Here is a 23,008-nt window from a genome sequence, read left to right as displayed (position 1 = left end):
GACACCACACTAGGCAGCGTGTACGCCCTGGTCGCCCTGGGCTACACCATGGTGTACGGCATCATCGGGCTGATCAACTTCGCCCATGGCGACGTCGTCATGATAGGCGCGATGGCGGCGACCACCATCGCCATCTCGCTGGTGGGCGGCGATCCTTCCACGTCCGCCTTCGTGGTGCTGGGCGTCGGCCTGCTGGTGTCCGTGCCGCTGTGCATGGCCGTGGGCTGGACCGCCGAGCGCGTGGCCTACCGGCCGCTGCGCCGCGCGCCGCGCCTGGCAGCGCTGATCACCGCCATCGGCGTGTCCATCATCCTGCAGAACGTGGCCATGATGGGCTGGGGCCGCAACTACCTGAACTTCCCGCAGGTGCTGTCGCCGCAGGTGTTCGAGATTGCCGGCGCGCGCATCAGCTCGCTGCAGATCGCCATCGTGGTGATCGCGGCGCTGATCATGGGCGGGCTGCTGGCCGTGGTGCACAAGACCCGCCTGGGCACGGCGATGCGCGCCACCGCGCAGAATCGCGAAGTGGCCGGGCTGATGGGCGTGAACATCAACACCGTGATTTCGGCGGCCTTCCTGATCGGCTCGGCGCTGGCCGCGGTGGCCGGCATGATGGTCGCCACCTATTACGGCGTGTCGCAGTACACCATGGGCTTCATGCTGGGCCTGAAGGCCTTCACGGCCGCGGTGCTGGGCGGTATCGGCAACCTGGTCGGCGCCATGGCGGGCGGCCTGTTGCTGGGCATCATCGAGTCGTTGGGCGCCGGGTACATCGGCGACCTGACCGGGGGCTTCCTCGGCAGCCATTATCAGGACGTGTTCGCGTTCTTCGTGCTGGTGCTGGTGCTGATCTTCCGTCCGTCCGGCCTGCTGGGCGAACGCGTGGGAGACCGGGCATGAACGCAACCCTGAAAAGCAGCGGGTTTTCGACCCGCAACCTGATCGGCATCGCGCTGATCGGCGTGGTGCTGGCGGTGCTGCCCTTCGTGATCGGCATGGCCGGCCAAAGCTGGGTGCGCATCCTGAACTTCGCCCTGCTGTACGTGATGCTGTCGCTGGGCCTGAACATCGTGGTGGGCTTCGCGGGCCTGCTGGACCTGGGCTATATCGCGTTCTACGCGGTGGGCGCCTACACCTGGGCGCTGCTGGCTTCGCCGCATTTCGGCCTGCATCTGCCGTTCTGGGCGATCCTGCCGATCGCGCTGGCGGTGGCTTGCCTGTTCGGCGTGCTGCTGGGCGCGCCCACGCTCAAGCTTCGAGGCGATTACCTGGCCATCGTGACATTGGGCTTCGGCGAGATCATCCGCATCTTCCTGAACAACCTGAATGCGCCGGTCAACATCACCAACGGACCGCAGGGCATCAACCGCATCGACACGTTCAAGGTGGGCGAGTTCGCCTTCGGCCGCACGGAAAGCCTGCTAGGCATCCGCGTGACCGGACCGGAGAAGTACTACTACCTGCTGCTGGCGCTGACGCTGATCATCGTGGTGGTCTGCGTGCGGCTGCAGAATTCGCGCATCGGCCGCGCCTGGGAAGCGATCCGCGAAGACGAGATCGCGGCCAAGGCCATGGGCATCAACACGCGCAACATCAAGCTGCTGGCGTTCGCGATGGGCGCGTCCTTCGGCGGCGTGGCGGGCGCCTTGTTCGCTTCGATGCAGGGCTTCGTCAGCCCCGAGAGCTTCTCGCTGATGGAATCCATCTCCATCCTGTGCATGGTGGTGCTGGGCGGCATGGGCCATATCCCGGGCGTCATCCTGGGCGCCTTGATCCTGGCCGCGCTGCCCGAATTCCTGCGCGCGGTGGTCGAACCGGTGCAACACATGCTGTTCGGCGCCGTGGTGCTGGACCCCGAGGGCATACGCATGCTGCTGTTCGGCCTGGCCATGGTCTGCGTGATGCTGTTCCGTCCGGCCGGCCTGTGGCCGTCGGCGGTGCGCAAGCGTGAACTCGCAACCAAGACCCAGGGAGGCGGAGCATGAGCAAACTGCTGCAAGCCCAGGGACTGGGCAAGCGCTTCGGCGGCCTGCAGGCCCTGTCCGACGTCAGCTTCGACATCGAGCAGGGCGAGATCTACGGCCTGATCGGCCCGAACGGCGCGGGCAAGACCACGCTGTTCAATGTGCTCACCGGCCTGTACATCCCGGAAGAGGGCAGCTGCACCTTCAATGGCGAATCCATGTCCGGCAAGAAGCCGCATGAAGTCGCCTACGCGGGCCTGGCGCGCACCTTCCAGAACATCCGCCTGTTCGCCAACCTGAGCGCGATCGAGAACGTGATGATCGGCCGCCACATGCGCACCAAGTCGGGCGTGTTCGGCGCCGTGCTGCGCACGCGCGGCACGCGGGCCGAAGAGGCCGCCACCGAAGCGCGGGCGCAAGAGCTGCTGGACTATGTCGGCATCGGCCATCGCGCCAACGACGTGGCGCGTTCGTTGCCCTACGGCGACCAGCGGCGCCTGGAGATCGCGCGGGCCTTGGCCACCGATCCCAAGCTGCTGGCGCTGGACGAACCGGCGGCCGGCATGAACGCATCGGAAACCGTGGTGCTGCGCAAGCTGGTCGAGAAGATCCGCGCCGACGGCATCACCGTGCTGCTGATCGAGCACGACATGAAGCTCGTCATGGGCCTGTGCGACCGCGTGCTGGTGCTTGAATACGGCAAGGTGCTGTCCATGGGCAAACCCGCCCAGGTGCAGCGCGATCCCAAGGTCATCGAAGCGTATCTGGGCGCCGGCGCCGCGCAGGATCCGCAGATTCATCAGGAGCGCCCGGCATGACGGCAGCAGCATCCCAACCCCTGCTGGAATTGCGGGGCCTGCAGGTTTCATACGGCGGCATCCGCGCGGTGCGCGGCATCGACCTGCGCGTGGACGAAGGCGAGCTGGTCTGCCTGATCGGCGCCAACGGCGCCGGCAAGAGCACCACGCTGCGCGCCATTTGCGGACTGGTGCCGCTGGCGGGCGGCGAAGTGGTCTACGGCGGCCAGTCCGTCGGCGGCCAGAAGTCGCATGAGCTGGTGCGCCGCGGCCTGGTCATGGTGCCGGAAGGGCGCGGCATCTTCGGCCAGCTCACCATCGAGGAAAACCTGGCGATGGGGGCCTACATCCGTCGCGATGCGGCCCAGATCCGCCAGGACACCGATCGCGTCTTCACGCTGTTCCCGCGCCTGGCCGAGCGCCGCAAGCAGGCGGCCGGCACGCTGTCCGGAGGCGAGCAGCAGATGGTGGCGATGGGCCGCGCGATGATCGCGCGCCCCAAGCTGCTGCTGCTGGACGAGCCCTCGATGGGGCTGGCGCCGCTGATGGTGGAGAAGGTCTTCGAGGTGGTGCGCACCATCGCCAGCGAAGGCGTGACCATCCTGCTGATCGAGCAGAACGCGCGCCTGGCGCTGGAAAACAGCCATCGCGGCTACGTGATGGAATCGGGCGAGATCATCCTGTCCGGTCCCGCCGGCGACATGCTGCACGACCCCAAGGTGCGTGCGGCCTATCTGGGCGAGTCCGAGTAGGGCGCGGCCAGGATCCCGGGGGCAGGGCTTTGAGTTTGCGGATGTCAGGGTTCTTTAGCCGCCAAGGCAGCCCTGCGCCATTCCGATGCTCGCCCCATTGGGGCTGCGCTTCGGATGGCTCCGGGCCACCTCGGCTGACAGTCGCCTAGTGCATTGGTTTCAGCCCCGTTCACGGGCAGATGCCGTGAGCCGGTGGCAGGGCGGAGGGATCCGAAGCGCAGCCCCAATGGGGCGAGCATCGGAATCCCGCAGCCCGGACGCCGGCGACTCAAGAACCCCGTCTCACAAAACCGAAGCGGCAGGGCTTCGAGCTTGCAGATGTCAGGGTTCTTTAACCGCCAAGGCAGCCCTGCGCCATTCCGATGCTCGCCCCAATGGGGCTGCGCTTCGGATGGCTCCGGGCCGCCTCGGCTGACAGTCGCCTAACGCATTGGTTTCAGCCCCCGTTCATGGGCAGATGCCGTAAGCCGGTGGCTGGACGGAGGGATCCGAAGCGCAGCCCCACCGGGGCGAGCATCGGAATCCCGCAGTCCGGACGCCGGCGACTCAAGAACCCCACCTCACAAAACCAAACGCCAGCAATCCAGCCCAAAATGCTCTAAACCGGCGCGCGTTCCCGGTCCACGGCCGTGACCACGCCGGCTTCGATCAAGGCGTCGATTTCTTGCTGGCCATAGCCGAACTCTCCCAGAATCGCGATGGTGTCCTCGCCCAGCCGCGGCGCCGCGCGGTGGTACTGCGCGGGCGTGGCCGACAGCTTCACGGGCATGCCTACGGTGCGCACCTTGCCGGCCACCGGGTGATCCTGTTCCACCACCATGCCGCGCGCCAGCGTCTGCGGATGCGACAGCGCCTGCGCGATCGAATGCACCGGCCCGGCGGGCACGCCGGCCTCGTCGAAAACGTCCAGCCATTCCTGCGCGCTGCGAGTCTCCAGGATGGCCGACATGTCCGCCACCAGCTCTTCGCGGTTATTCATGCGGTCGCGGTTGCGGGCGTAGCGCGGATCGTCCGCCCACTCCGGCTTGCCCAGCGCCTGCGCGATGCGCTGCCAGTTCTTCTCGTTGGCGCCGCCGATGATGATCCAGTCGGTCGCGGTGGGGAAGGCCTGGTAGGGCGCGCTCAGCACGTGCGCCGATCCCGTGGGGCCGGGCGACACGCCGCTGCCGAAGTAGATGGCGGCATGCCAGTACAGCTGCTGCAGGCTGGCTTCAAGCAATGACGTTTCGACGATCTGGCCTTCGCCGGTGCGCTGCTTGTGCTGATAGGCCGCCAGCACGCCGAAGGCCGCCAGCAGGCCGGCGTTGATGTCCGCGACGGAGTTGCCGGTGCGTAGCGGCGGCCCGCCAGGTTCGCCGGTGATCGCCATCAGGCCGGAGAAGCCCTGCGCCACCAGGTCGAAGCCGCCCTTGTCGGCATAGGGGCCGGTGGTGCCGTAGCCCGACACCGCGCAGTAGATCAGGCCGGGGTTCTCCTGGCGCAGCCGGTCGTAGCCCAGGCCCAGTTTTTCCATGGTGCCCTTGCGGAAGTTCTCGGTCACCACGTCGGCGTCGCGGATCATGCGCAGCAGCACCTTTTTGCCCTCGGGGTGCTTCAAGTCCAGCGCGATGGCGCGCTTGTTGCGGTTGAGCATGAGATAGGGCGCCGAGATGCCGTTGATCTGCGGGTCGCGGTACTGGCGCGAGTCGTCGCCGCCGTCGATCTTTTCGACCTTGATGACGTCGGCGCCCATGTCGGCCAGCATCATGCCGCAGGTCGGGCCGGCCATGATCTGCGACAGCTCGATCACGCGCATGCCGGCGAGCGCGCCGGCGGGGCGCGGGGTATCGCCCTGGGTATCGTTATGCATGAGTCCTCCTTGCAATGGGGTTCAGCGGGCGTTGAATTGCGGCTTGGCCTTGGCCAGGAAGGCCTGGTAGCCCGTGCGGAAATCCTCGGTGTCGAAACAGTCGAAGGCCTCGTCGCGGTCGGCGTCGGTCAAGGCCTTGCCGTTCACCAGGTTGCGGATGAACTTCTTGTGCCAGCGCGCCACCAGCGGCGCGCCGTCGGCGATGCGGCGGGCGGCGGCCTGGGCTTCGGAGGCGACCTGGCTGTCGGGCGCCACGCGCGTGACCACGCCCAGGCGCAGCGCTTCCTGCGCGTCGAAGATGGTGCCTTCCAGCAGCACCTGCAGCGCGGCGGTCGGACCCACCAGGCGCACCAGCGGCGCCAGTTCCGAGTACGACATCACCAGCCCCAGGTTCTTGATGGGCACGCCGAAGCGCGAGCTCTCGCCGCAGATGCGGATATCGGCCAGGCTGGCGATCTCCAGTCCGCCGCCCACGCAGATGCCGTGTATCTGCGCCACCACCGGATGGCGGCAATTGCCGATGGCTTCTATGGTCCGGCGCATCACGGCGCCGTATTCGATGGCCTGGCGCTTGTTGCTGCGCGCGGTCTCGAATTCGCTGATGTCGTTGCCCGGAGAGAAGGCCTTCTCGCCCGCGCCGCGCAGCAGCACGCAGCGCACGCTGTCGTCGGCGTCCAGCTCCAGGAAGGCGTCGCCCAGCAGCCGCCAGCTGTCTATGGTGAAGGCGTTGAGCTTTTCAGAGCGGTTCAGCACCACGGTCGCGATGTCGCCGTCGCGCTGGCACAGGATGGGGGATGCGTCGGAAGTGGGGGTAGCGCTCATGGTGTTCCTTTGCGTGGGCGGGGGCGCACCCCCGCCGGGTTGCTGCGGGCTTACTGCTTGGTCAGGCCAAGGCTGGCGGTGAGCTTGCCGTACTTGCTCCATTCGTCCTGCACATAGCTGGCAAAGGCCGCGGGGGTGGCCGGGCCGCCGCCCAGTTCCATGCCCTGGTCGGCCAGCTTGGCCTTGATCTCGGGATCGGCCAGCGTCTGGCTGAGCGCCTGGTCGAGCTTGTCCAGCACCGGCTTGGGCAGCTTGGCCGGCGCCAGCACCGCGTACCACTGCACGATGTCCAGGCCCTTGATGCCAGACTCGGCCAGCGTCGGCACGTCGGGCAGGCGCTTGCTGCGTTCGGTGCTGGTCACGGCCAGCGGGCGCAGCTTGCCGGCCTGGATCTGGTTGATGGCGCCGGGCAGGGTGTCGAAGTTCATGTCCACGCTGCCGCCCAGCAGATCGGTCATGGCCTGGCCGCTGCCCTTGTACGGCACATGCTCCATGCTGACGCCCGCGATCTGCGAGAAGCGCGCGGCGCTCAGGTGCTGCGGGCTGCCCATGCCGGAAGACGCGTAGGTCAGCTGCTTGGGTTTGGCGCGAGCGTCGTCCACCAGGTTCTGCACGCTGGCGTAGCTGTGCTTGGTCGGATTCACCACCAGCACGTTGGGTACCGATCCGATGTAGCGCACCGGCGTGAAGTCCTTGATCGGGTCGACGTTGGACTGCACCACATAGGGCGCGGCGACGGTCGACTGCATGTTGGCGAGCAGCAGGGTGTAGCCGTCCGGATCGGCCTTGGCCACGAAGTCGGCCGCGATCAGTCCCGAAGCGCCGGGTTTGTTCTCGACCACGACCTGCTGGCCCAGCAACGCCGAAAGGCGGGCGGACAGGATGCGTGCAGACACGTCGGTGCCGCCGCCGGGCACGAAGCCGACGATCAGGCGTACCGGCCGTTCCGGCCATTTGGATGCGTCCTGCGCCAGGGCGGGACTGGCGGCGGCCAGGCCGGCGGTCAGCGCCAGGGCGCCGGCGCAGGCGCGAGCGTGCTTGTGCATGTGGGTCTCCTTTGGTGGTTGTCAGCCTGCCCGCGTGTTGCTTGCTCTATGATGGGGTCAGGTTGGTATGCCTTTGGTGTTTGGTATACCAGATACAAAAATAGTCGAATTAGCGAGTGGCAACAACTCATGGCTAACCCTGAAGTTATGGACCAGTCCGTCCCCGATTTGGCCATCCATCACCCGACGCTGCCGGCCGTGGTGGCGGAAAAACTGCGGCAGCTGATCATTGACGGCACCTTCAAGCCGGGCACCTGGCTGAACGAGCGGGACCTGTGCGATCAGCTCAAGATTTCACGCACGCCGCTGCGCGAGGCCTACCGGATGCTGGCTTCCGACGGCCTGGTGACCCTGCAGCCCAAGCGCGGCGCGATGGTGATCGAGCTGTCGACAGACGACGTCGAGAACATCTTCGACGTGCTGTCGGTGCTGGAGGGGCTGGCGGTGCGCAGCGCCGCCGAGCGCGCGACGGACGCGGAACTGGCGCATATCGCGCAACTGCACGCGCAGATGCTGCAAGGGTATGAACAGCGCGACATCCGCGCGTATTTCGCGGCCAGCATGGGCACGCATATCGCCATCAACCGGGCGGCGCACAACCCGGCGCTGACGCATTCCTACGATCGCTTGAACCTGCAGGTGCAGGCGCTGCGCTACAAGTCGAATTTCGATATCGACGAATGGACGGCGGCGGTGGCCGACCACGAGGCCTTTGTGCAGGCGCTGATGCAGCGCGACGGCGAGCTTGCGGAGTCGCTCATCCGCAAGCATGTGGGCAGCAAGAAGACCTACAACTTGCGCGGACGCGCGGGCGGGGCATCCAAGGCTTGAAGAGTTCTGTCATCTGCGCGGACAGCGCGGGCCCAGGGCTCGGCTGTCCGACTGCGGGCGCATTCAGGCTGGCTGCGCCACCACGCGCTTCCTGCCTATCATCAGTGCGATGACGGCGGCGATCAGGCCCGTCATGCCGGAGATGACGAAGGCCATCAGGTAGCTGCCCTGCGCTTCGCGCACGGCGCCCGCCATCCACGCGGCGCTGGCCGCACCCAGCTGGTGGCCGGCGACGATCCAGCCGAACACGATGGAAGCGTCGCGCTCGCCGAAGGCTTCGGTCGTCAGGCGCAGCGTGGGCGGCACCGTGGCGATCCAGTCCAGCCCAAAGAAGATGGCGAAGATCGACAGGCTGTAGAACGAGAAGTCGGAATAGGGCAGGTAGATCAGCGACAGTCCGCGCAGGCCGTAGTAGACGAACAGCAGCTTGCGGGGATCGTAGCGGTCGGTGAGCCAGCCGGACGCCGTGGTGCCGATCAGGTCGAAGATGCCCATCAACGCCAAGAGGCCCGCGGCCTGCACTTCGGGCATGCCGTGGTCGCCGCAAAGCGCGATCAGGTGCGTGCCGACCAGGCCGTTGGTGGTGAAACCGCAAACGAAAAAGGTCGCGAACAGGAACCAGAAGGTGCGGGTGCGCGAGGCCCGCGCCAGCGCGCCGAAGGTGGCCGCCAGCATGCCGGTGCGCGGCGCGGCAGGCGCGGGCGGCGCATGCGGATCGCTGCCGAAGGGGACCAGCCCGACGCTGGACGGGCGGTCCGGCACCAGCCACCAGGCCAGCGGCACCAGCGCCGCCGCCGCGGCCGCGACCGTCCACACCACGCGCGTCCAGTCGCCCGACGAGGCTAGCGCCGCCAGCACCGGCAGGAACACCAGCGTGCCGGTGGCGGAACTGGCGGTCAGCAGGCCCATCATTACGCCGCGGTGCTTGGTGAACCAGCGGTTGACGACGGTGGCGCCCAGCACCACGGCGACCGCGCCGGACCCCAGGCCCGAGAACACGCCCCAGGTCAGCAGCAGATGCCAGGACTGGGTCATGAAGGCGCTGGCCGCGCTGGATGCGGCCATCAGCATCAGCGCGCCGATCAGCACGCGCCGCAAGCCGAAACGCTCCATCGCGGCGGCCGCGAACGGCCCGACCATGCCATACAGGAAGATGCCGACCGCGGCGGCCAGCGAGATGGTGCTGCGGCTCCAGCCGAAGGTCTCCTCCAGAGGCACCAGCAACACGCTGGGAGAGGAACGCAGGCCGGCTGAAACCAGCAAGGACAGGAAAATGACCGCGACGACGACGAAAGCGTACTTCTGGCCGGCGCGCCGGAAAGGGACGGGAGGGTGGGCTATACTCATGTTACTGACCGGTACGTAATGGAGTTTGCGAATAGTACGTACCGGTCAGTAACATAGTCAAGCAGTTTTTCGCCGTATCCGCCAACCGGAAAAGGAGCCCATTCATGGCCAGCAAAACCTCTGCCGCCGACCGGCCCGCATCCAAGCCGCCGCTGGCGGCCGAGCGCATCCGCAAGACTGCGCGGGAAATGTTCTACCGGGACGGGATACGGGCAGTGGGCGTGGACGCCATCGTCAACGAGGCGGGCGTGACCAAACCCAGCCTGTACCGCAGCTTTTCGTCCAAGGACGAGCTGGCGGCGGCCTATCTGCGCGACTACGACGCGGAGTTCTGGGCGCGCTTCGACGCGGCCTGCGCGGCGCATCCGGGCGACCCGCGGGCCCAGATCCTGGCCTACCTGACCGGTCTGGGCGTGCGCGCGGTGCAGAACGGCTACCGCGGCTGCGGCCTGACGAACGCGGCGGTGGAATACCCCGAAGCCGGCCATCCCGCCCGCGCCGTGGCGGTGGAACACAAGGCCGAACTGCGGCGGCGCCTGGCCGCCATGGCGGCGGAAATGGGGGCGGCCGATCCCGACGCGCTGGGCGATGGCCTGTTGCTGTTGTTCGAGGGGGCCTTTGTTTCCAGCCAGCTATTTGGCGAAGGCGGGCCGGCCGGCCGGGTCGCGCAGATGGCGGACATGCTGATCCAGGCGCATCTTGCGCAGCGCTGATCAGGCGCCCGGGAAAGGGCGGCACAAGAAAGGTGCGGGCAGCAGTGCACATGTGCACCATTTTTGGTGTTTGTCCCCATTGCGCAACGCACAAAAAAATGCTTAAGAAATTTATTGCGGCGCAGCAAGCACAGGTCTAAGATGGACTCGTGTTGTTCCACATCGCTTTCTCAAGGAGAGAACCATGAGCGATACCGCGCTGAAGAATGCCCGCATGTCGGATGAGCTGGAACGTACCCTGATCCATGACGCGATCATCGCGGAAAGCCTGTCCGGCCACGCTTCCGGTTCGCGCTGGCTGCGCCTGAAAGTGCGCCTGGCCGCCTTCGGCGGCGCCGTCGGCGAGGTGTTGCACGACATGGACGCCGGCCGTCGCCAGCACCCCGTGGTCTCCGCCTACCACTGAGCCCGATAGCGGGTACGAGAAAAACGCCAGCATTGCTGGCGTTTTTTTATGCTTGGCTATCCCTGGGGATCAGACCAGCATGTCAGCCACCAGATAGCCATCCAGCAGCAGGATGCCGAGCGTGGCCGCAACCGCCGCCCAGGCCCAGGCGCCGCGCAGCACGTACCTGCCCATCAGGCTTTTGCGGCAGGCCAGCAGCACCAGCGGCCCCAGCGCGAAGGGCAGGGCCAGGCTCAGAATGACCTGGCTCAGCACCAGCAGGCCGTCCGGATCCTGGCCGCCGGTGAACGCCAGCAGGCCAACGGCGGCCGCGCCCGCCACCAGCCGCGTCGCCAGGGCGCGGCGGCGGTCCGACCAGCCGCTACGCACCTGGAAGCCGCGGGACAGGATGCGTCCGGCCAGCACGCCGGTAATGGTGGAGCTTTGTCCCGCGGCATACAGCGCCACGGCGAACACGATGGCCGCGCCGATGCCCAGGGTCTGGGCGATCACGGCATGCGCGTCGTCCAGGCTGGAAACGATGATGCCCGAGCCCGACAGCGAGGCGGCGGCGACGATCATGATGGCGGCGTTGATCAGCATGGCCAGGCCCAGCGACACGACGGTGTCGTTGCGCGCCACGCGCATGGCCAGGTCGCGGGCGGCCGGCGGCAATTGCTGCGCCCGTTGCGCGAGCGAGCCGGAATGCAGGTACAGGTTATGCGGCATCAGGGTCGCGCCCAGGATCCCCAGCGCGATCAGGAAGCCCTGCGGGTCGCGCAGCGCGCGGCCGGTCTGCGTGATCCCGTGCGCCACCTCCGTCCAGGCCGGGTTGGCCTTGAACAGCAGGAACACGAAGGACATCGCCACCACCGACAGCAGCAGCGCGATGAAGCGCTCATGCTTGTCGGCGTTGCCGCGTGTCAGCGCCAGCACGGCGAAAGTACCGACGCCGGTCACCGCGACGCCCGCGATCAGCGGCAGCCCGAAGAGCAGGCGCAGCGCGATCGCGCCGCCGATGAGTTCTGCCAGGGCGGTCGCCAGGATCGCCGCCTCGCCGGCCAGCCAGGCGGCCTTGGCCACCCGCGGCGACAGGTGGCGGGCCGTCAGCGTGGCCAGGTCCTGTCCGGTGGCCAGCGCCAGGCGCGACACCAGGATCTGGAAGCCCAGCGCCAGCAGGGCCGAGCTGACGACGACCAGCAGCAACCCGTAGCCGAAGCCGCTGCCGCCCGCGATGTCGGTGGCCCAGTTGCCCGGATCGATATAGCCCACGGCCACCAGGATGCCGGGGCCGGCGATGCGGCGCAGGCCCGCCGATACCTGGACGTCCTGTGCCAGCGCGGTCCTGCCGCCGGAAATCGCGTAGATGAATTGGCCCATGCTCACTCCTGAGAATGATTCTCATCATCCTCTTGGGGAAAGCGGTCGTCAAATTGATTTTGGGCAAGCAGGGGATAGGGCGGCCCAATGGATCCCGTGGCGCCGCCCTTGGTGAACGGGCCACGGGTCGGGAGGGGATCAGGACTTGAGCTTGGCGTCCATGGAGATCTTGGCGTTCAGCACCTTGGACACGGGGCATCCTTTTTCCGCCTTGCGGGCCGCGTCCTCGAAGGCCTGGGCGCTGGCGCCGGGGATGACGGCTTCCACGGTCAGGTGCACGGCGGTGATGGCAAAGCCGCCGTCCACCTTGTCCAGCGTGACCTCGGCCTTGGTGTCCAGGCTTTGCGCCACCATGCCTGCTTCGGACAGGATGTTGGACAGGGCCATGGTGAAGCAGCCGGCATGCGCCGCGCCCAGCAGTTCCTCGGGATTGGTGCCCGGGGTGTCGCCGAAACGGGTGTTAAAGCCGTAGGCTTGTTCCTTGAGCGCGCCGCTTTGCGTGGAGATCGTGCCCTTGCCGGTCTTCAGATCGCCCGACCAGTGGGCGCTTGCGGTTTTCTTCATGCGTGACTCCTGTAGAAGGGCCGCGCCCGTCGCGTGCGCGGCCGGTGTGGGAGGGCGCGGGCCGCCGGCTGGGGCGGGGCGCTTTGCCTGAGATGGCATGGACGATGATACGGCGGACGCATGCGTCCGGCGCGGAAAGCGTCTGCGCGCAACGGCAAGCCGATGTAACCGCAGGCCCGCTTTATTGATCCGGGTCGCAAGGCGGCGCTCACCCATCAGGCAAAATACAGGCATCTGCTCAAACCTCGCCGAGAACTGCTGTCATGTCTTACAAGCTCGTCCGCTACGCCTGCGCCATCGCGCTGGCCGTCCCCGCCTTGTCCGCCCAGGCTGAAATCGTCATCGGCGTGGACGTGTCCACCACCGGTCCGGCCGCCGCCATCGGCATCCAGACCAATAACGCGATCCGCTTGTGGCCGGCCACGCTGGGCGGCGAGCCGGCCCGCTACGTGGTGTTGGACGACGGCACCGACGTCAGCCGCGCGGTGAAGAACATGCGCAAGCTGACCTCGGAAGACAAGGTCGACGCCATCGTCGGCCCCAACACCACGGCCGCCGCGCTGGCTGGCCTGGACGTGTTGGCCGAAACCGGCACGCCCATGATCGCGCTGGCCGCCTCCAGCGTCATCGTCGAACCGCTGTCGGATCCGAAACGCGCCTGGGCCTTCAAGATGCCGCAGAACGATTCGCTGATGGCTACCGCCCTGGTGGCGGACATGAAGAAGAAGGGCCTGAAGAACGTGGCCTTCATCGGCTTCGCGGATTCCTACGGCGACAGCTGGTGGAAGGAGTTCACGGCGGCTGCCGGGACCGACCTGAAGATCGTGGCGCAGGAACGCTTCCAGCGCACCGACGCCTCCGTGGTCGGCCAGGTGCTGAAGGTCATCGCCGCCAAGCCGGATGCCGTGCTGATCGCCGGCGCCGGCACGCCGTCGGCCCTGCCGCAGAAGACGCTGCTGGAACGCGGCTACACCGGCGCCATCTACCAGACGCACGGCATCGGCACGCTGGAATTCCTGCAGGTCGGCGGCGCGGATGTGGAGGGCACCTTGTTCCCCACCGGCCCCGGCGTGGTGGCGCGCGAACTGCCCGACGACAACCCGGTCAAGAAGGTGGCGGTGGCCTTCGCCGACAAGTACGAAGCGCGCTACGGCGCCAACACGCTGACCCAGTTCGCGGGCGACGCCTATGGCGCCTGGATGCTGCTGGACTCGGCGGTGGCGCGCGCGCTGAAATCCGGCGCCAAGCCCGGCACCCCTGAGTTCCGCGCGGCCTTGCGCGACGCGCTGGAAAACACGCGCGACCTGATCGTGCCCAATGGCGTGCTCAACATCACCAAGGACAATCACCAGGGCTTCGACGAGCGCGCCCGCGTCATGGGCATCGTCAGGAACGGCCGTTTTTCCTACGCGGAATAAGTAGGGACATATATCTCTGCCATTCGTAACTTGTCCTGACCTCCCATAGGGAGATGGCGCAAAAAGCAGGCTGCGGCCTGCTTTTTTTCGGACACATCATTCGTGTAGAAATCATTTAATAGCGTATCATTTTTAGTGAATCCATATACCTCGAAATAAATACGGGAGAAACTGCCATGAGCCTTATCCGATCCAGACGCATGCTGGCCGCCTTGAGCCTGGGAGTACTGGCGGCATGTTCCGACTCGGGATCCGACAAGGCTGCGCCGGCGGCGAGCGCGCCCGCCGCCGCGTCCACCCTGGACGCCGCCAAGGCCGCCGGCAAGATACGCATCGGCTACGCCAACGAAGCGCCGTTCGCGTTCATGGACAGCAAGGAGGGCAAGGTCACCGGCGAATCGGTGGAGATCGCGCGGGTAGTGCTCAAGCGCATGGGCATCAACGAAGTGGAGGGCGTGCTGACCGAGTTCGGCTCGCTCATTCCGGGCCTGCAGGCCAAGCGTTTCGACATCATCGCCGCGGGCATGTACGTCACGCCCGAACGTTGCCAGCAGGTGGCGTTCTCGGACCCCACTTATGGCGTGGGCCAGTCCTTCCTGGTCAAGCAGGGCAATCCCAAGAACCTGCACAGCTACGAAGACGTGATGAAGAATCCCGACGCCAAGCTGGGCGTGGTGGTGGGCGCGATCGAAGCGGAATACGCCTCCAAGATCAAGGTGCCGCCCGCCCAGGTGGTGGTGTTCCCGGACGCGGTCAGCGCGCTGTCCGGCGTGCAGGCGGGGCGCGCCGACGCCTATGCGGCCACGGCGCTCACGGTCAACGACCTGATGGGCAAGGCCAGCGCGGCCAGCGGCCTGGAGAAGGCCGATCCGTTCAAGGACCCGGTCATCGACGGCAAGGACGTGCGCGGCTACGGCGCCTACGCGTTCCGCAGCGACGACAAGGCGTTTGCCGACGCCTTCAACGCCGAACTGGCCAAGTTCATCGGCACCGAAGAACACCAGAAACTCGTGACGCCTTTCGGCTTCACCGCGCAGGAACTGCCCAAGGGGGTCACGGCCGCCAAGCTGTGCGCCGGCCAGTAAGGGGGCGCGCATGCGGTTGATATCCGAGCATTTCGCCGAACTGGCGCCGCCGCTGCTGCAGGGGCTGGCGGTGACCCTGGAGATCATGGCCGGCGCCGTGGTGCTGGCCGTTCCGCTGGCGCTGGCCGCGGGCATCGGGCGCCTGTCGTCCCTGCGTCCGCTGCGCTGGATCGCGGCGGTCTACGTCGAGGTATTTCGCGGCACCTCGGCCCTGGTGCAGCTGTTCTGGTTCTACTTCGTGCTGCCGCTGTTCGGCGTGCAGTTGCCGGCCATGCTGGTGGGCATCGTGGTGCTGGCCTTGAACGCCGGCGCCTATGGCGCGGAAGTGGTGCGCGGCGCGATCCGAGCGGTGCCGCCAGGGCAGCGCGAAGCCGGCATCGCGCTGAACCTGACGCGCGGCCAGATCATGCGCCGCATCGTGGTGCCGCAGGCCGTGCCGGCCATGCTGCCGCCGGCCGGCAACCTGCTGATCGAGCTGCTGAAGAACACCGCGCTGGTGTCCCTCATCACCATCACCGACCTGACCTTCCGCGGCCAGCTGCTGCGCAGCGAGACCCTGCGCACCACCGAGATCTTCACCTTGATGCTGCTGATGTACTTCGCGGTGGCCCTGTTGATCACGGGCGGCGTGCGTCTGCTGGAACGCAAGGTGCGCGTGCGATGAAGCCGGTATTCGATTGGTCCTTCGCCCTGGAGATCCTGCCCACGCTGGGTTCCGCGCTGCTCATCACGATCCAGGCCACGGTGCTGGGCATGCTGGTGGCCGTCACGCTGGGCCTGGCGCTGGCCCTGCTGCGGCGTTCGCGCTTGCGCATCGTGTCCCTGCCCACGGCCTTCGTGATCGAGTTCGTGCGCAGCACGCCCCTGCTGGTGCAGATGTACTTCCTGTTCTACGTGCTGCCGCTGACCGGCGTGCGGATGTCGCCGCTGGCCACCGGCATCACCGCGTTGGGCCTGCACTACGCGACCTATTGCGCCGAGGTCTACCGCGCCGGCATCGAAGCCGTGCCGCGCGGCCAATGGGAGGCCGCCACCGCGCTGAACATGTCGCGCTGGCGCACGGCGGTGGGCGTGGTGCTGCCGCAGGCGATTCCGCCGGTGGTGCCGGCGCTGGGCAATTACCTGGTGGCCATGTTCAAGGACACGCCGCTCTTGTCGGCGATCACCGTGGTGGAACTGCTGCAGCAGAGCAAGATGATCGGCTCTGCCACCTTCCGCTACACCGAGCCCCTGACCCTGGTGGGCTTGCTGTTCCTGGCGCTGAGCCTGGCGGCGGCCTGGGGCGTGCGCGGCCTGGAGGCCCGCCTGCAACGATATGGAGGAAAAAGATGAGCGCCAGCATAAGCATCAAGAACCTGCGCAAGCAGTACGGCGAACTGGAGGTGCTGCGCGGCATCAACCTGGAGATACCGTCGGGCCAGACCGTGGCCGTGATCGGCCCCTCGGGTTCGGGCAAGTCGACGCTGCTGCGCGTGCTGATGACGCTGGACCGGCCCACCAGCGGCGATATCGAGATCGACGGCGTGCCCATGTGGACCGACGCGCAGGGCCGTTCTGTCGGCCCCAACTCGGAGCACCTGCGCAAGGTGCGCGGCAAGATCGGCATGGTGTTCCAGCACTTCAACCTGTTCCCGCACATGACGGCGCTGGCCAATGCCATGGAAGCGCCGCTGCATGTGCGGGGCATGCCTCGCGCCCAGGCGCGCGAACAGGCCGTGGAGTACCTGGAAATGGTCGGCCTGGGCGACAAGCTGGATGTCTATCCGGCGCAGTTGTCGGGCGGGCAGAAGCAGCGCGTGGGCATCGCCCGCGCGCTGGCCATGTGCCCCCACATCATGCTGTTCGACGAAGTAACGTCGGCGCTGGACCCGGAACTGGTCGGCGGCATCCTGCAGATCCTGCGCGACCTGTCGGCCCGGCGCAGCATGACGATGATCATCGTCACCCACCAGATGAAGTTCGCCGAACGCAGCTCGGACCGGACCCTGTTCTTCGACCAGGGCAACATCGTCGAGGACGCCGAATCGTCGGTGCTGTTCAGCCAGCCCAAGGAGCCGCGCACGCGCCAGTTCCTGGACTCGGTGATCGAAGGGCAGTAGCGCATCGCTTGCGGACGCGCCTTGACCCCGCCCGGGGCTGCGGTATTCAGGTTCCCGGACGGGCCGGGGCGCTATGCTGTCGCATCCCACGCCCCGGAGGCTCCAGCATGTCCCTGCTTTTCAGTCCCACGTCCATCGGCCAGCTGGAACTGGCCAATCGCATCGTCATTGCGCCCATGTGCGAGTACTCGGCTGAAGACGGCCTGGCGACCGACTGGCACATGATCCACCTGGGGCACCTGGCCTTGTCCGGCGCCGCGCTGCTGTTCGTGGAGGCCACCGCCGTGGAGCCAGACGGCCGCATCACCCCGGGAGACCTGGGCCTGTGGTCCGACGAAACCGAGGCGGCCATCGGCCGCGTCGTCGCCGCCATCCGCCGCTACGCGCCCATCAAGCTGGGCATACAGCTGGGCCACGCGGGCCGCAAGGCGTCCAGCGAAGCGCCCTGGAACGGCGGCCAACTGGTGCCGCCCGAGTCCGGCGGCTGGCAAGGCTGGGCGCCTTCGGCCGTGCCGCACAACGCGTCGGAACCGCCGCCCCACGCGCTGGACGCGGCGGGCCTGGCGCGCGTGCGCGACGCCTTCGTGGCCAGCGCCCGGCGCGCCGTGCGGCTGGGCTTCGACGCGATCGAGCTGCACGCCGCGCACGGCTATCTGCTGCACCAGTTCCTTTCGCCGCTGTCCAACCGGCGCGACGACGCCTACGGCGGTTCGCTCGAGAACCGCATGCGCTTTCCGCTGGAAGTCTTCCAGGCGCTGCGCGAGGCCATTCCGCCGTCGGTGACGCTGGGTGTGCGCGTGTCGGCCACCGACTGGGTCGAAGGCGGCTGGGACCTGGAACAGACGCTGGTCCTGGCGCAAGCCCTGAAGGAGCGCGGCTGTGAATTCATCGACGTCTCCAGCGGCGGCGTCTCGTCCCAGCAGAAGATACCCGTGGGTCCGAATTACCAGGTGCCGTTCGCAGACGAAATCAAGCGCAAGGTGGGCATGCCGACCATCACGGTAGGCCTGATCACCGAGGCGCAGCAGGCCGAAGACATTCTCCAGGGCGGCCAGGCCGACATGGTCGCGCTGGCGCGCGGCATGCTGTACGACCCGCGCTGGCCCTGGCACGCCGCCGCGCAACTGGGCGGCCAGGTCAGCGCGCCGCGCCAGTACTGGCGCTCGCAGCCGCGTGAGCAGAAGGCGCTGTTTGGCGAGACGCGCTTCGGACAACGGTGAGCGGGATGGGCGCAGCGCGGCGTCAGCGCCGAAAAGAGGCTGTCATAGGCCGCCGCGCTTGACCCATCACGGCCGTTTTCCTTCGTAGGCGTTTTGCAGCAGCGCCCGCAAGGCCTCGCGTTCCAGCGGGCGCGGATTGGGGTAGGGCGTCTGCATGGCGATGTCGCAGGCGCGGTCCAGGTCTTCCTGGCGCATGCCGATGTCGCGCAATGCCGTGGGCGCGCCCAGCGTGCTGGCCAGATCGAATATGCCCGCCGCGGCAGCCGGCGCGCCCAGCGCCGCCGCGATGCGCTCCATGGCCCGGGGCGCGGCCGCGGCGTTGTAGGCCAGGGCTTGCGGCAGCACCACGGTGTGGACTTCCGCGTGCGGCAGGTTGAAGCTGCCGCCCAGCGTATGGCAGAGCTTGTGATGCAGCGCCATGCCCACGCTGCCCAGCACCGTGCCGCACAGCCAGGCGCCGTAGAGCGCGTCGCTGCGCGCCTGCAGCAGTTCCGCGCCTTGGGAGCCTGCGTGGATGGCGGGCAGCGCCTGCGCCAGCGCGCGTACGCCTTCCTGCGCCATCAGGTCCATGATCGGATTGCCGTCTTGCGCGTAGAGGCCCTCTGCCGCATGGGCGATGGCATTGATGCCGCTGGTCACGCTCATCGATACCGGCAGCGACAGGCTGAGCTCGGGGTCGTACACCACGCTGCGCGGCAGCACCCGGTCATCCTTGCCGGTCTTCTTCAGGCCGCTCTCGGTGAGGCCGTAGATCGGCGTCATCTCCGAGCCCGCATAGGTCGTGGGGACGGCAATGACCGGCAGCCCGGAATCCAGCGCGATGGCCTTGCCCAGGCCGATGGTGGAGCCGCCGCCCACCGCTACCGCGCAATCGGCGCCCAGCTTGCGCGCCGCCTCCCGCGCCTGGCGCGCGATTTCGATCGGCACGTGCATCACGGCCTGGTCGAAGATGCCGGCCACCCGCGCCTCGCCCAGCAGCGCCGCGACCCGTTCGGCCTGCGCGCGTTGCGGCGGCGTGCAGAGTACCAGCGCGCGCCGCAGTCCCAGCGCATCAAGTTCGGCCGCCAGGCCGCCCAGGCTGCCCGGTCCGAAGACCACGCGCTGGGCGCGGCTGGCGTAGATGAAGGAGTGCATGGCGTTCTCCGTCTGCATGTCGGTCATTGTGCAACGATTCCGCGGCGCTTGATGAGCTCGCCCCAGCGCTGGGACTCGGCCTGCACCAGCCGGTTCATGTCGTCGCGGCCGCCGGCCACCACTTCGAATCCCGATTCGGTGATGCGTCCTGCCACGGCCGGATCGCGCAGCGCGGCGATGGTGGCGTCGGCCAGCTTGTCCAGCGTCGCCGCCGGCGTCTGCGCGGGCGCCACCATGCCCACCCAGGAATAGATCTCGAAGCCCGGATAGCTTTCGGCGATGGCGGGCACGTCCGGCAGGGCCGCGACGCGCTTGGGTGCGGTCACGGCCAGCGCGCGCAGCTTGCCGCTCTGGATGTGGGGCAGCACCAGCGGCAGGCTGGCGATGATGGATTCCACATGTCCGCCCATCAGGTCCGACACGGCCGGGCCGCCGCCACGGTAGGGCGTATGGATGCCGCTGGTGCCGGCAGCCTGGTGGAACATTTCGGCCGCCAGATGGTTGGAGCTGCCCGCGCCGACCGAGGCGTAGGACACGCTGCCCTTCTTGCCGGCCGCGACATAGTCGGCGAGCGTCTGGTAGGGGCCATTGCCCGTCACGGCCAGCACCATGGGCGAGCGCACCATGTAAGACACGCCGGTCAGGTCGCGCGCCGTGTCGTAGGATAGTTTGGGGTAGATGTGCTGCTCGGTGGCGTAGGAATCGAACACCATTTCCACCGTATAGCCGTCAGGCGCGGACTTGGCCACCAGCGCCGTGCCTATGGTGCCACCGGCGCCGCCGCGGTTGTCGATGACCACCGTCTGGCCCAGTTTGTCCTGCAGCGCCTGCTGCACCTGGCGCGCCACCCGGTCCACGGTACCGCCTGCGGCGAAGGGGACCACCACCGTCACCGGCTTGCTCGGATAGGAATCCGCCAGCGCGGGCAGGGCGGCGGCCCAGGCGCCTGCGGCAAGGGCGGCGCTGGCCAGCAGGGCGCGGTGCGAACGGCGGGGGGCGGTAGTCGGGGGCATGCGTGTCTCCAGGGCTTGTCGTCGTTGTAGTCGGCCGTTTATCTTTGTCAAAATTGCCAAAATGCGGCCATGCACGCTATCGTAATTGCCAAACCTCCCAGGAAAGCTGGCGTCCCACGCCAAAGCCTTTTGCGCTGCACGCACAAATGAAAACCGTCAAATTCGCCGAGAGCCTGTCCATCTTTGTCGACGTCGCCCGCGCCCAGAGCTTTTCCGAGGTGGCCCGCCGCCGCGGCATGGTGGCCTCGTCCGTGGCGCGGCAGATCGGCGCGCTGGAATCCGAGCTCAAGGTGCCGCTGTTCGTGCGCTCGACCCGCGCGCTGATGCCCACCGAGGCCGGCGAGGTGCTGTACGAGCGCGCCGTGAAGATCCTGCACGACATGACCGAGGCGCGCTCCGAAGTCATTTCGCTGGAGCAGACCGTGCAGGGCTTGTTGCGGGTCAGCTGCCTGCCGGCGTTCGCGCGGCGCTACGTGGTGCCCATGCTGCAGCAGCTGGGTGAGCGCCATCCGCAATTGCAGGTGGAGCTGGAACTGACCGAGCGCGTGGTGGATCCGGTGGTCGAACGCATGGACGTGGTGGTGCGGGTGGGGCAGCAGCCCGACAGCAGCCTGATCGGGCAGCGCATCGGCAGCCACCGTTATCTGATCTGCGCCGCGCCCTCATACCTGGAACGCCACGGCGTGCCGCGCACGCTGGCGGACCTGTCGCGCCATCGCCTCATCGACCGGCGCCATAGCACCAGCGTGCGCGGCTGGCGCGAGCTGGGGGATGGCCAATGGGCGCGGGACGCCAGGTTCGTCCTGGAATGCGACGACTGCGACGCGCGCCGGTTCGCGGCGCTGGAAGGGCTGGGCATCGCGCTCATGCCCAACTGGTCCGCGGGCGTGGACCTGGGCGCGGGCCGGCTGGTGCAACTGACGTTGCAGGACGCCAGCCCGCCACCCGAAAGCGGCATCTACCTGCTGCGCGCCATGCCGCGCGCCAACGCGCGCATCCGCGCCTTCACCGAGCAGTTGCGGCGGCAGATCGGCTCGCCTTCCGTCTGGGATGCCGCCATCGAGGCTGCGCGCGCGGCCTGACGATCGCGCAGCCTACCTGGCATCGTGGAAGATGATGCCCAGCCTGTGCCGCTCGCCCTTGCGCAGCCGGCTGACTCCGTGCCGCAGATTCGCGCGGTAATAGCCGCGCGCCGACCGCACAGGCCTGTGGTTGACGGCAAGCACCACGGCATCGCCTTGCCGCAAGGGCACCACGTCGGCCCGGCCGGGCTGCTTGGGATTGCTCTCGGCCAGCAGCAGCTCGCCGCCTTCGAAATCGCGTCCCGGCTCGTTGAGCAGGAAGATGGCCTGGAACGGAAAGACGTGGTCGCCGTACAGGTCCTGGTGCAGGCAGCAGTAGTCGCCCGCCTGGTAGCGCAGCAGCAGCGGCGTGGGCCGGCGCTGTCCGGCGGCGTGGCAGATCTCCCGGAATTCGTCATGCGTCGCCGGAAAGCGCGCTTCGAGGCGCATGGCGGCATGCCAGCGGTTGGCGATGGGGGCCAGACGCGGGTAGAGCGACTGCCGCAAGCCCGCGACGATATCGGGCAGCGGATAGCTGAAGTACTTGTACTCGCCGCGGCCGAACGCATGGCGTTCCATCACGATGCGGCTGCGAAAGCGCGCTTGCTCGCCGTAGCCGGCCGCAAGCTTCTCGCACTGGGCCTGCGTCAGCAGCCCCGGCAGTACGGCGTAGCCATCGCGGCCGAGATCGTCTTCGACAGCCTGCCAGTCCGCATCCGCAATCCGGGTTTCAGGCAGGTCGTGCAGCATGGTCGATGTGGGCATGGCTTGGGCTGGCATCAGGGCGCATCGTGGAAAAACAGTTCAAGGCCGATGCGGACTCCTTTGCGCACGCGGCTGACGGCATGCTTGAGGTTGACGCGGTAATAACCCTTGGAACCGTGAAAGGGGCGTTCCCCCGTGGCGATGATGGCGACATCGCCGCAAGCTAGCGGCGCCACCAGCGGACGCGATTGCATGCGCGGGCGCTGCTCCGTCATCACGAACTCGCCGCCCTGGAATCCGTCTCCCGGTTCGGACAGGAGCGCGACCACCTGCATGGGGAAGACCTGCAAGCCTTCAGTGCGCTGGTGCAGTGCCATGTAATCTTCGACGCCGAGCCGGCTCAGGTGCGATTGCGCCCGGGCCTGGCCGGCGTCGCGGTTGCGCTGAAGAAAATCGTCCAGCTCATCGGGATAGCGCGATGAAACGTCCAGAAGCTCGTTCCAGCGATTGGCGTGAACGGCCAGCCGACGGTACAGCGCCGCGCGCCATTGCTCCAGCGGCGGCGGCATGCCGGCGTCGAAGTAGTACAGGTCGCCGCGGCCCAGGCCGGCAGATGCCAGGCTCACCCGCCGGGCAGGCGGCGCGTCGGCCTGCCGTGCCAGACTGCGCGCCAGTTCCGCGCCCAGCAATCCTGGCAGCACGGCATAGCCTTCGACGTCGAGCTGCGATCCGATGTCCGTCCAGTCCAGGCGGTCCAGGCTGGTTTCGGGGGCGTTCATGCCGCTGTCATGCATAGGGTCCTCATCGATGGTCGCAAGCGAAC

At 67.5% G+C, this 23,008-nt stretch carries 24 protein-coding genes; 14 read left to right on the top strand and 10 right to left on the bottom strand.

Annotation, left to right across the window (positions count from 1 at the left end; translation table 11 throughout):
• The first annotated feature begins 48 nt into the window (after window positions 1-48).
• Genes ACZ5YA_RS09075 through ACZ5YA_RS09060 form a run of 4 tightly spaced genes read left to right on the top strand, consistent with a single transcriptional unit; the run spans window position 49 to window position 3,513 of the window.
• A complete protein-coding gene (locus tag ACZ5YA_RS09075) occupies window positions 49-900 on the top strand; it encodes a branched-chain amino acid ABC transporter permease (protein ID WP_373429145.1) in 852 nt (283 codons plus the stop codon).
• The gene (locus ACZ5YA_RS09070) at window positions 897-1,985 is read left to right on the top strand and encodes an ABC transporter permease subunit (protein ID WP_059379869.1); all 1,089 of its coding nucleotides are present in this window, start codon (window positions 897-899) and stop codon (window positions 1,983-1,985) included. The genes ACZ5YA_RS09075 and ACZ5YA_RS09070 overlap by 4 nt, the downstream gene beginning before the upstream one ends.
• Window positions 1,982-2,782, top strand: coding sequence for an ABC transporter ATP-binding protein (locus ACZ5YA_RS09065; protein WP_059379868.1), 801 nt, complete (start codon window positions 1,982-1,984; stop codon window positions 2,780-2,782). The genes ACZ5YA_RS09070 and ACZ5YA_RS09065 overlap by 4 nt, the downstream gene beginning before the upstream one ends.
• Entirely contained in the window at window positions 2,779-3,513 is a 735-nt protein-coding gene (locus tag ACZ5YA_RS09060; protein ID WP_059379867.1) for an ABC transporter ATP-binding protein, read from the top strand. The genes ACZ5YA_RS09065 and ACZ5YA_RS09060 overlap by 4 nt, the downstream gene beginning before the upstream one ends.
• 598 nt (window positions 3,514-4,111) lie before the next feature.
• Here ACZ5YA_RS09060 and ACZ5YA_RS09055 read toward each other — a convergent pair.
• Genes ACZ5YA_RS09055 through ACZ5YA_RS09045 form a run of 3 tightly spaced genes read right to left on the bottom strand, consistent with a single transcriptional unit; the run spans window position 4,112 to window position 7,230 of the window.
• The gene (locus ACZ5YA_RS09055; RefSeq protein WP_059380468.1) at window positions 4,112-5,362 is read right to left on the bottom strand and encodes a CaiB/BaiF CoA transferase family protein; all 1,251 of its coding nucleotides are present in this window, start codon (window positions 5,360-5,362) and stop codon (window positions 4,112-4,114) included.
• A gap of 21 nt (window positions 5,363-5,383) precedes the next feature.
• Window positions 5,384-6,184: an enoyl-CoA hydratase/isomerase family protein gene (locus tag ACZ5YA_RS09050; protein ID WP_464092392.1), complete on the bottom strand. Its 801-nt coding sequence runs from the start codon at window positions 6,182-6,184 to the stop codon at window positions 5,384-5,386.
• 50 nt (window positions 6,185-6,234) lie between these two features.
• Window positions 6,235-7,230, bottom strand: coding sequence for a Bug family tripartite tricarboxylate transporter substrate binding protein (locus ACZ5YA_RS09045; protein ID WP_118932833.1), 996 nt, complete (start codon window positions 7,228-7,230; stop codon window positions 6,235-6,237).
• A gap of 129 nt (window positions 7,231-7,359) precedes the next feature.
• Here ACZ5YA_RS09045 and ACZ5YA_RS09040 point away from each other — a divergent pair, with 129 nt between their 5' ends.
• On the top strand, window positions 7,360-8,061 hold the full coding sequence (locus tag ACZ5YA_RS09040; RefSeq protein WP_280016631.1) for a GntR family transcriptional regulator: 702 nt from the start codon (window positions 7,360-7,362) through the stop codon (window positions 8,059-8,061).
• A 63-nt stretch (window positions 8,062-8,124) separates the two neighbouring features.
• Here the strand turns inward: ACZ5YA_RS09040 and ACZ5YA_RS09035 are convergent, their stop codons facing one another.
• A complete protein-coding gene (locus ACZ5YA_RS09035) occupies window positions 8,125-9,408 on the bottom strand; it encodes an MFS transporter (protein WP_088159629.1) in 1,284 nt (427 codons plus the stop codon).
• A gap of 104 nt (window positions 9,409-9,512) precedes the next feature.
• Here ACZ5YA_RS09035 and ACZ5YA_RS09030 point away from each other — a divergent pair, with 104 nt between their 5' ends.
• A complete protein-coding gene (locus ACZ5YA_RS09030) occupies window positions 9,513-10,121 on the top strand; it encodes a TetR/AcrR family transcriptional regulator (protein ID WP_059380472.1) in 609 nt (202 codons plus the stop codon).
• Window positions 10,122-10,305: 184 nt separating this feature from the next.
• Window positions 10,306-10,527 carry a hypothetical protein gene (locus ACZ5YA_RS09025; protein WP_054455972.1) on the top strand — a complete coding sequence of 74 codons (222 nt, stop codon included), beginning with the start codon at window positions 10,306-10,308 and terminating at the stop codon, window positions 10,525-10,527.
• A 69-nt stretch (window positions 10,528-10,596) separates the two neighbouring features.
• On the opposite strand, the gene ACZ5YA_RS09020 is transcribed toward ACZ5YA_RS09025, so the two are convergent.
• A complete protein-coding gene (locus ACZ5YA_RS09020) occupies window positions 10,597-11,886 on the bottom strand; it encodes an Nramp family divalent metal transporter (protein WP_464092391.1) in 1,290 nt (429 codons plus the stop codon).
• A gap of 138 nt (window positions 11,887-12,024) precedes the next feature.
• Entirely contained in the window at window positions 12,025-12,450 is a 426-nt protein-coding gene (locus ACZ5YA_RS09015; protein ID WP_059380474.1) for an OsmC family protein, read from the bottom strand.
• 263 nt (window positions 12,451-12,713) lie between these two features.
• On the opposite strand from ACZ5YA_RS09015, the gene ACZ5YA_RS09010 reads away from it, so the two are divergent.
• The 6 genes from ACZ5YA_RS09010 (at window position 12,714) to ACZ5YA_RS08985 (ending at window position 18,272) form a co-directional block, all read left to right on the top strand.
• A complete protein-coding gene (locus ACZ5YA_RS09010) occupies window positions 12,714-13,868 on the top strand; it encodes an ABC transporter substrate-binding protein (RefSeq protein WP_464092390.1) in 1,155 nt (384 codons plus the stop codon).
• Between the two features lie 176 nt (window positions 13,869-14,044).
• On the top strand, window positions 14,045-14,953 hold the full coding sequence (ehuB, locus tag ACZ5YA_RS09005; protein WP_464092389.1) for an ectoine/hydroxyectoine ABC transporter substrate-binding protein EhuB: 909 nt from the start codon (window positions 14,045-14,047) through the stop codon (window positions 14,951-14,953).
• Between the two features lie 10 nt (window positions 14,954-14,963).
• Window positions 14,964-15,617: an ectoine/hydroxyectoine ABC transporter permease subunit EhuC gene (gene ehuC / locus ACZ5YA_RS09000; RefSeq protein WP_118932838.1), complete on the top strand. Its 654-nt coding sequence runs from the start codon at window positions 14,964-14,966 to the stop codon at window positions 15,615-15,617.
• A complete protein-coding gene (ehuD, locus tag ACZ5YA_RS08995) occupies window positions 15,614-16,285 on the top strand; it encodes an ectoine/hydroxyectoine ABC transporter permease subunit EhuD (protein ID WP_118932839.1) in 672 nt (223 codons plus the stop codon). Before ehuC ends, ehuD begins: the two co-directional genes overlap by 4 nt.
• A complete protein-coding gene (gene ehuA / locus ACZ5YA_RS08990) occupies window positions 16,282-17,052 on the top strand; it encodes an ectoine/hydroxyectoine ABC transporter ATP-binding protein EhuA (protein ID WP_059380479.1) in 771 nt (256 codons plus the stop codon). Before ehuD ends, ehuA begins: the two co-directional genes overlap by 4 nt.
• Before the next feature lie 107 nt (window positions 17,053-17,159).
• On the top strand, window positions 17,160-18,272 hold the full coding sequence (locus ACZ5YA_RS08985; protein ID WP_059380480.1) for an NADH:flavin oxidoreductase/NADH oxidase: 1,113 nt from the start codon (window positions 17,160-17,162) through the stop codon (window positions 18,270-18,272).
• A 66-nt stretch (window positions 18,273-18,338) separates the two neighbouring features.
• Here the strand turns inward: ACZ5YA_RS08985 and ACZ5YA_RS08980 are convergent, their stop codons facing one another.
• Window positions 18,339-19,433, bottom strand: coding sequence for a maleylacetate reductase (locus ACZ5YA_RS08980; RefSeq protein WP_464092388.1), 1,095 nt, complete (start codon window positions 19,431-19,433; stop codon window positions 18,339-18,341).
• Entirely contained in the window at window positions 19,430-20,419 is a 990-nt protein-coding gene (locus ACZ5YA_RS08975) for a tripartite tricarboxylate transporter substrate binding protein (RefSeq protein WP_118932840.1), read from the bottom strand. The genes ACZ5YA_RS08980 and ACZ5YA_RS08975 overlap by 4 nt, the downstream gene beginning before the upstream one ends.
• Before the next feature lie 146 nt (window positions 20,420-20,565).
• Here ACZ5YA_RS08975 and ACZ5YA_RS08970 point away from each other — a divergent pair, with 146 nt between their 5' ends.
• Window positions 20,566-21,501, top strand: coding sequence for a LysR family transcriptional regulator (locus tag ACZ5YA_RS08970; protein WP_059380482.1), 936 nt, complete (start codon window positions 20,566-20,568; stop codon window positions 21,499-21,501).
• Between the two features lie 12 nt (window positions 21,502-21,513).
• Here ACZ5YA_RS08970 and ACZ5YA_RS08965 read toward each other — a convergent pair whose 3' ends face one another.
• Entirely contained in the window at window positions 21,514-22,245 is a 732-nt protein-coding gene (locus tag ACZ5YA_RS08965) for a 2OG-Fe(II) oxygenase (protein WP_464092387.1), read from the bottom strand.
• Window positions 22,246-22,259: 14 nt separating this feature from the next.
• On the bottom strand, window positions 22,260-22,964 hold the full coding sequence (locus ACZ5YA_RS08960; RefSeq protein ID WP_306636859.1) for a 2OG-Fe(II) oxygenase: 705 nt from the start codon (window positions 22,962-22,964) through the stop codon (window positions 22,260-22,262).
• Between the last annotated feature and the right edge of the window lie 44 nt (window positions 22,965-23,008).

Source organism: Achromobacter sp. JCM 18799, assembly GCF_055395645.1.
Note: the sequence above shows the minus strand (reverse complement) of the source record. Positions and strands in the feature narration are given on the sequence as shown.

Excerpts from the sequence above, each read along its gene's own strand:
- ACZ5YA_RS09015 (WP_059380474.1), bottom strand. The coding sequence starts at position 12,450 with ATGAAGAAAACCGCAAGCGCCCACTGGTCGGGCGATCTGAAGACCGGC.
- ACZ5YA_RS09035 (WP_088159629.1), bottom strand. The coding sequence starts at position 9,408 with ATGAGTATAGCCCACCCTCCCGTCCCTTTCCGGCGCGCCGGCCAGAAG.
- ehuC (WP_118932838.1), top strand. The coding sequence starts at position 14,964 with ATGCGGTTGATATCCGAGCATTTCGCCGAACTGGCGCCGCCGCTGCTG.
- ACZ5YA_RS09040 (WP_280016631.1), top strand. The coding sequence starts at position 7,360 with ATGGCTAACCCTGAAGTTATGGACCAGTCCGTCCCCGATTTGGCCATC.
- ACZ5YA_RS09050 (WP_464092392.1), bottom strand. The coding sequence starts at position 6,184 with ATGAGCGCTACCCCCACTTCCGACGCATCCCCCATCCTGTGCCAGCGC.
- ACZ5YA_RS08970 (WP_059380482.1), top strand. The coding sequence starts at position 20,566 with ATGAAAACCGTCAAATTCGCCGAGAGCCTGTCCATCTTTGTCGACGTC.
- ACZ5YA_RS08980 (WP_464092388.1), bottom strand. The coding sequence starts at position 19,433 with ATGACCGACATGCAGACGGAGAACGCCATGCACTCCTTCATCTACGCC.
- ACZ5YA_RS09025 (WP_054455972.1), top strand. The coding sequence starts at position 10,306 with ATGAGCGATACCGCGCTGAAGAATGCCCGCATGTCGGATGAGCTGGAA.
- ACZ5YA_RS08975 (WP_118932840.1), bottom strand. The coding sequence starts at position 20,419 with ATGCCCCCGACTACCGCCCCCCGCCGTTCGCACCGCGCCCTGCTGGCC.
- ACZ5YA_RS09020 (WP_464092391.1), bottom strand. The coding sequence starts at position 11,886 with ATGGGCCAATTCATCTACGCGATTTCCGGCGGCAGGACCGCGCTGGCA.
- ACZ5YA_RS08960 (WP_306636859.1), bottom strand. The coding sequence starts at position 22,964 with ATGAACGCCCCCGAAACCAGCCTGGACCGCCTGGACTGGACGGACATC.
- ACZ5YA_RS09030 (WP_059380472.1), top strand. The coding sequence starts at position 9,513 with ATGGCCAGCAAAACCTCTGCCGCCGACCGGCCCGCATCCAAGCCGCCG.
- ACZ5YA_RS09070 (WP_059379869.1), top strand. The coding sequence starts at position 897 with ATGAACGCAACCCTGAAAAGCAGCGGGTTTTCGACCCGCAACCTGATC.
- ACZ5YA_RS09075 (WP_373429145.1), top strand. The coding sequence starts at position 49 with ATGGTGTACGGCATCATCGGGCTGATCAACTTCGCCCATGGCGACGTC.
- ACZ5YA_RS09065 (WP_059379868.1), top strand. The coding sequence starts at position 1,982 with ATGAGCAAACTGCTGCAAGCCCAGGGACTGGGCAAGCGCTTCGGCGGC.
- ACZ5YA_RS08965 (WP_464092387.1), bottom strand. The coding sequence starts at position 22,245 with ATGCCCACATCGACCATGCTGCACGACCTGCCTGAAACCCGGATTGCG.
- ehuD (WP_118932839.1), top strand. The coding sequence starts at position 15,614 with ATGAAGCCGGTATTCGATTGGTCCTTCGCCCTGGAGATCCTGCCCACG.
- ACZ5YA_RS08985 (WP_059380480.1), top strand. The coding sequence starts at position 17,160 with ATGTCCCTGCTTTTCAGTCCCACGTCCATCGGCCAGCTGGAACTGGCC.
- ACZ5YA_RS09010 (WP_464092390.1), top strand. The coding sequence starts at position 12,714 with ATGTCTTACAAGCTCGTCCGCTACGCCTGCGCCATCGCGCTGGCCGTC.
- ehuA (WP_059380479.1), top strand. The coding sequence starts at position 16,282 with ATGAGCGCCAGCATAAGCATCAAGAACCTGCGCAAGCAGTACGGCGAA.
- ACZ5YA_RS09060 (WP_059379867.1), top strand. The coding sequence starts at position 2,779 with ATGACGGCAGCAGCATCCCAACCCCTGCTGGAATTGCGGGGCCTGCAG.
- ehuB (WP_464092389.1), top strand. The coding sequence starts at position 14,045 with ATGAGCCTTATCCGATCCAGACGCATGCTGGCCGCCTTGAGCCTGGGA.
- ACZ5YA_RS09045 (WP_118932833.1), bottom strand. The coding sequence starts at position 7,230 with ATGCACAAGCACGCTCGCGCCTGCGCCGGCGCCCTGGCGCTGACCGCC.
- ACZ5YA_RS09055 (WP_059380468.1), bottom strand. The coding sequence starts at position 5,362 with ATGCATAACGATACCCAGGGCGATACCCCGCGCCCCGCCGGCGCGCTC.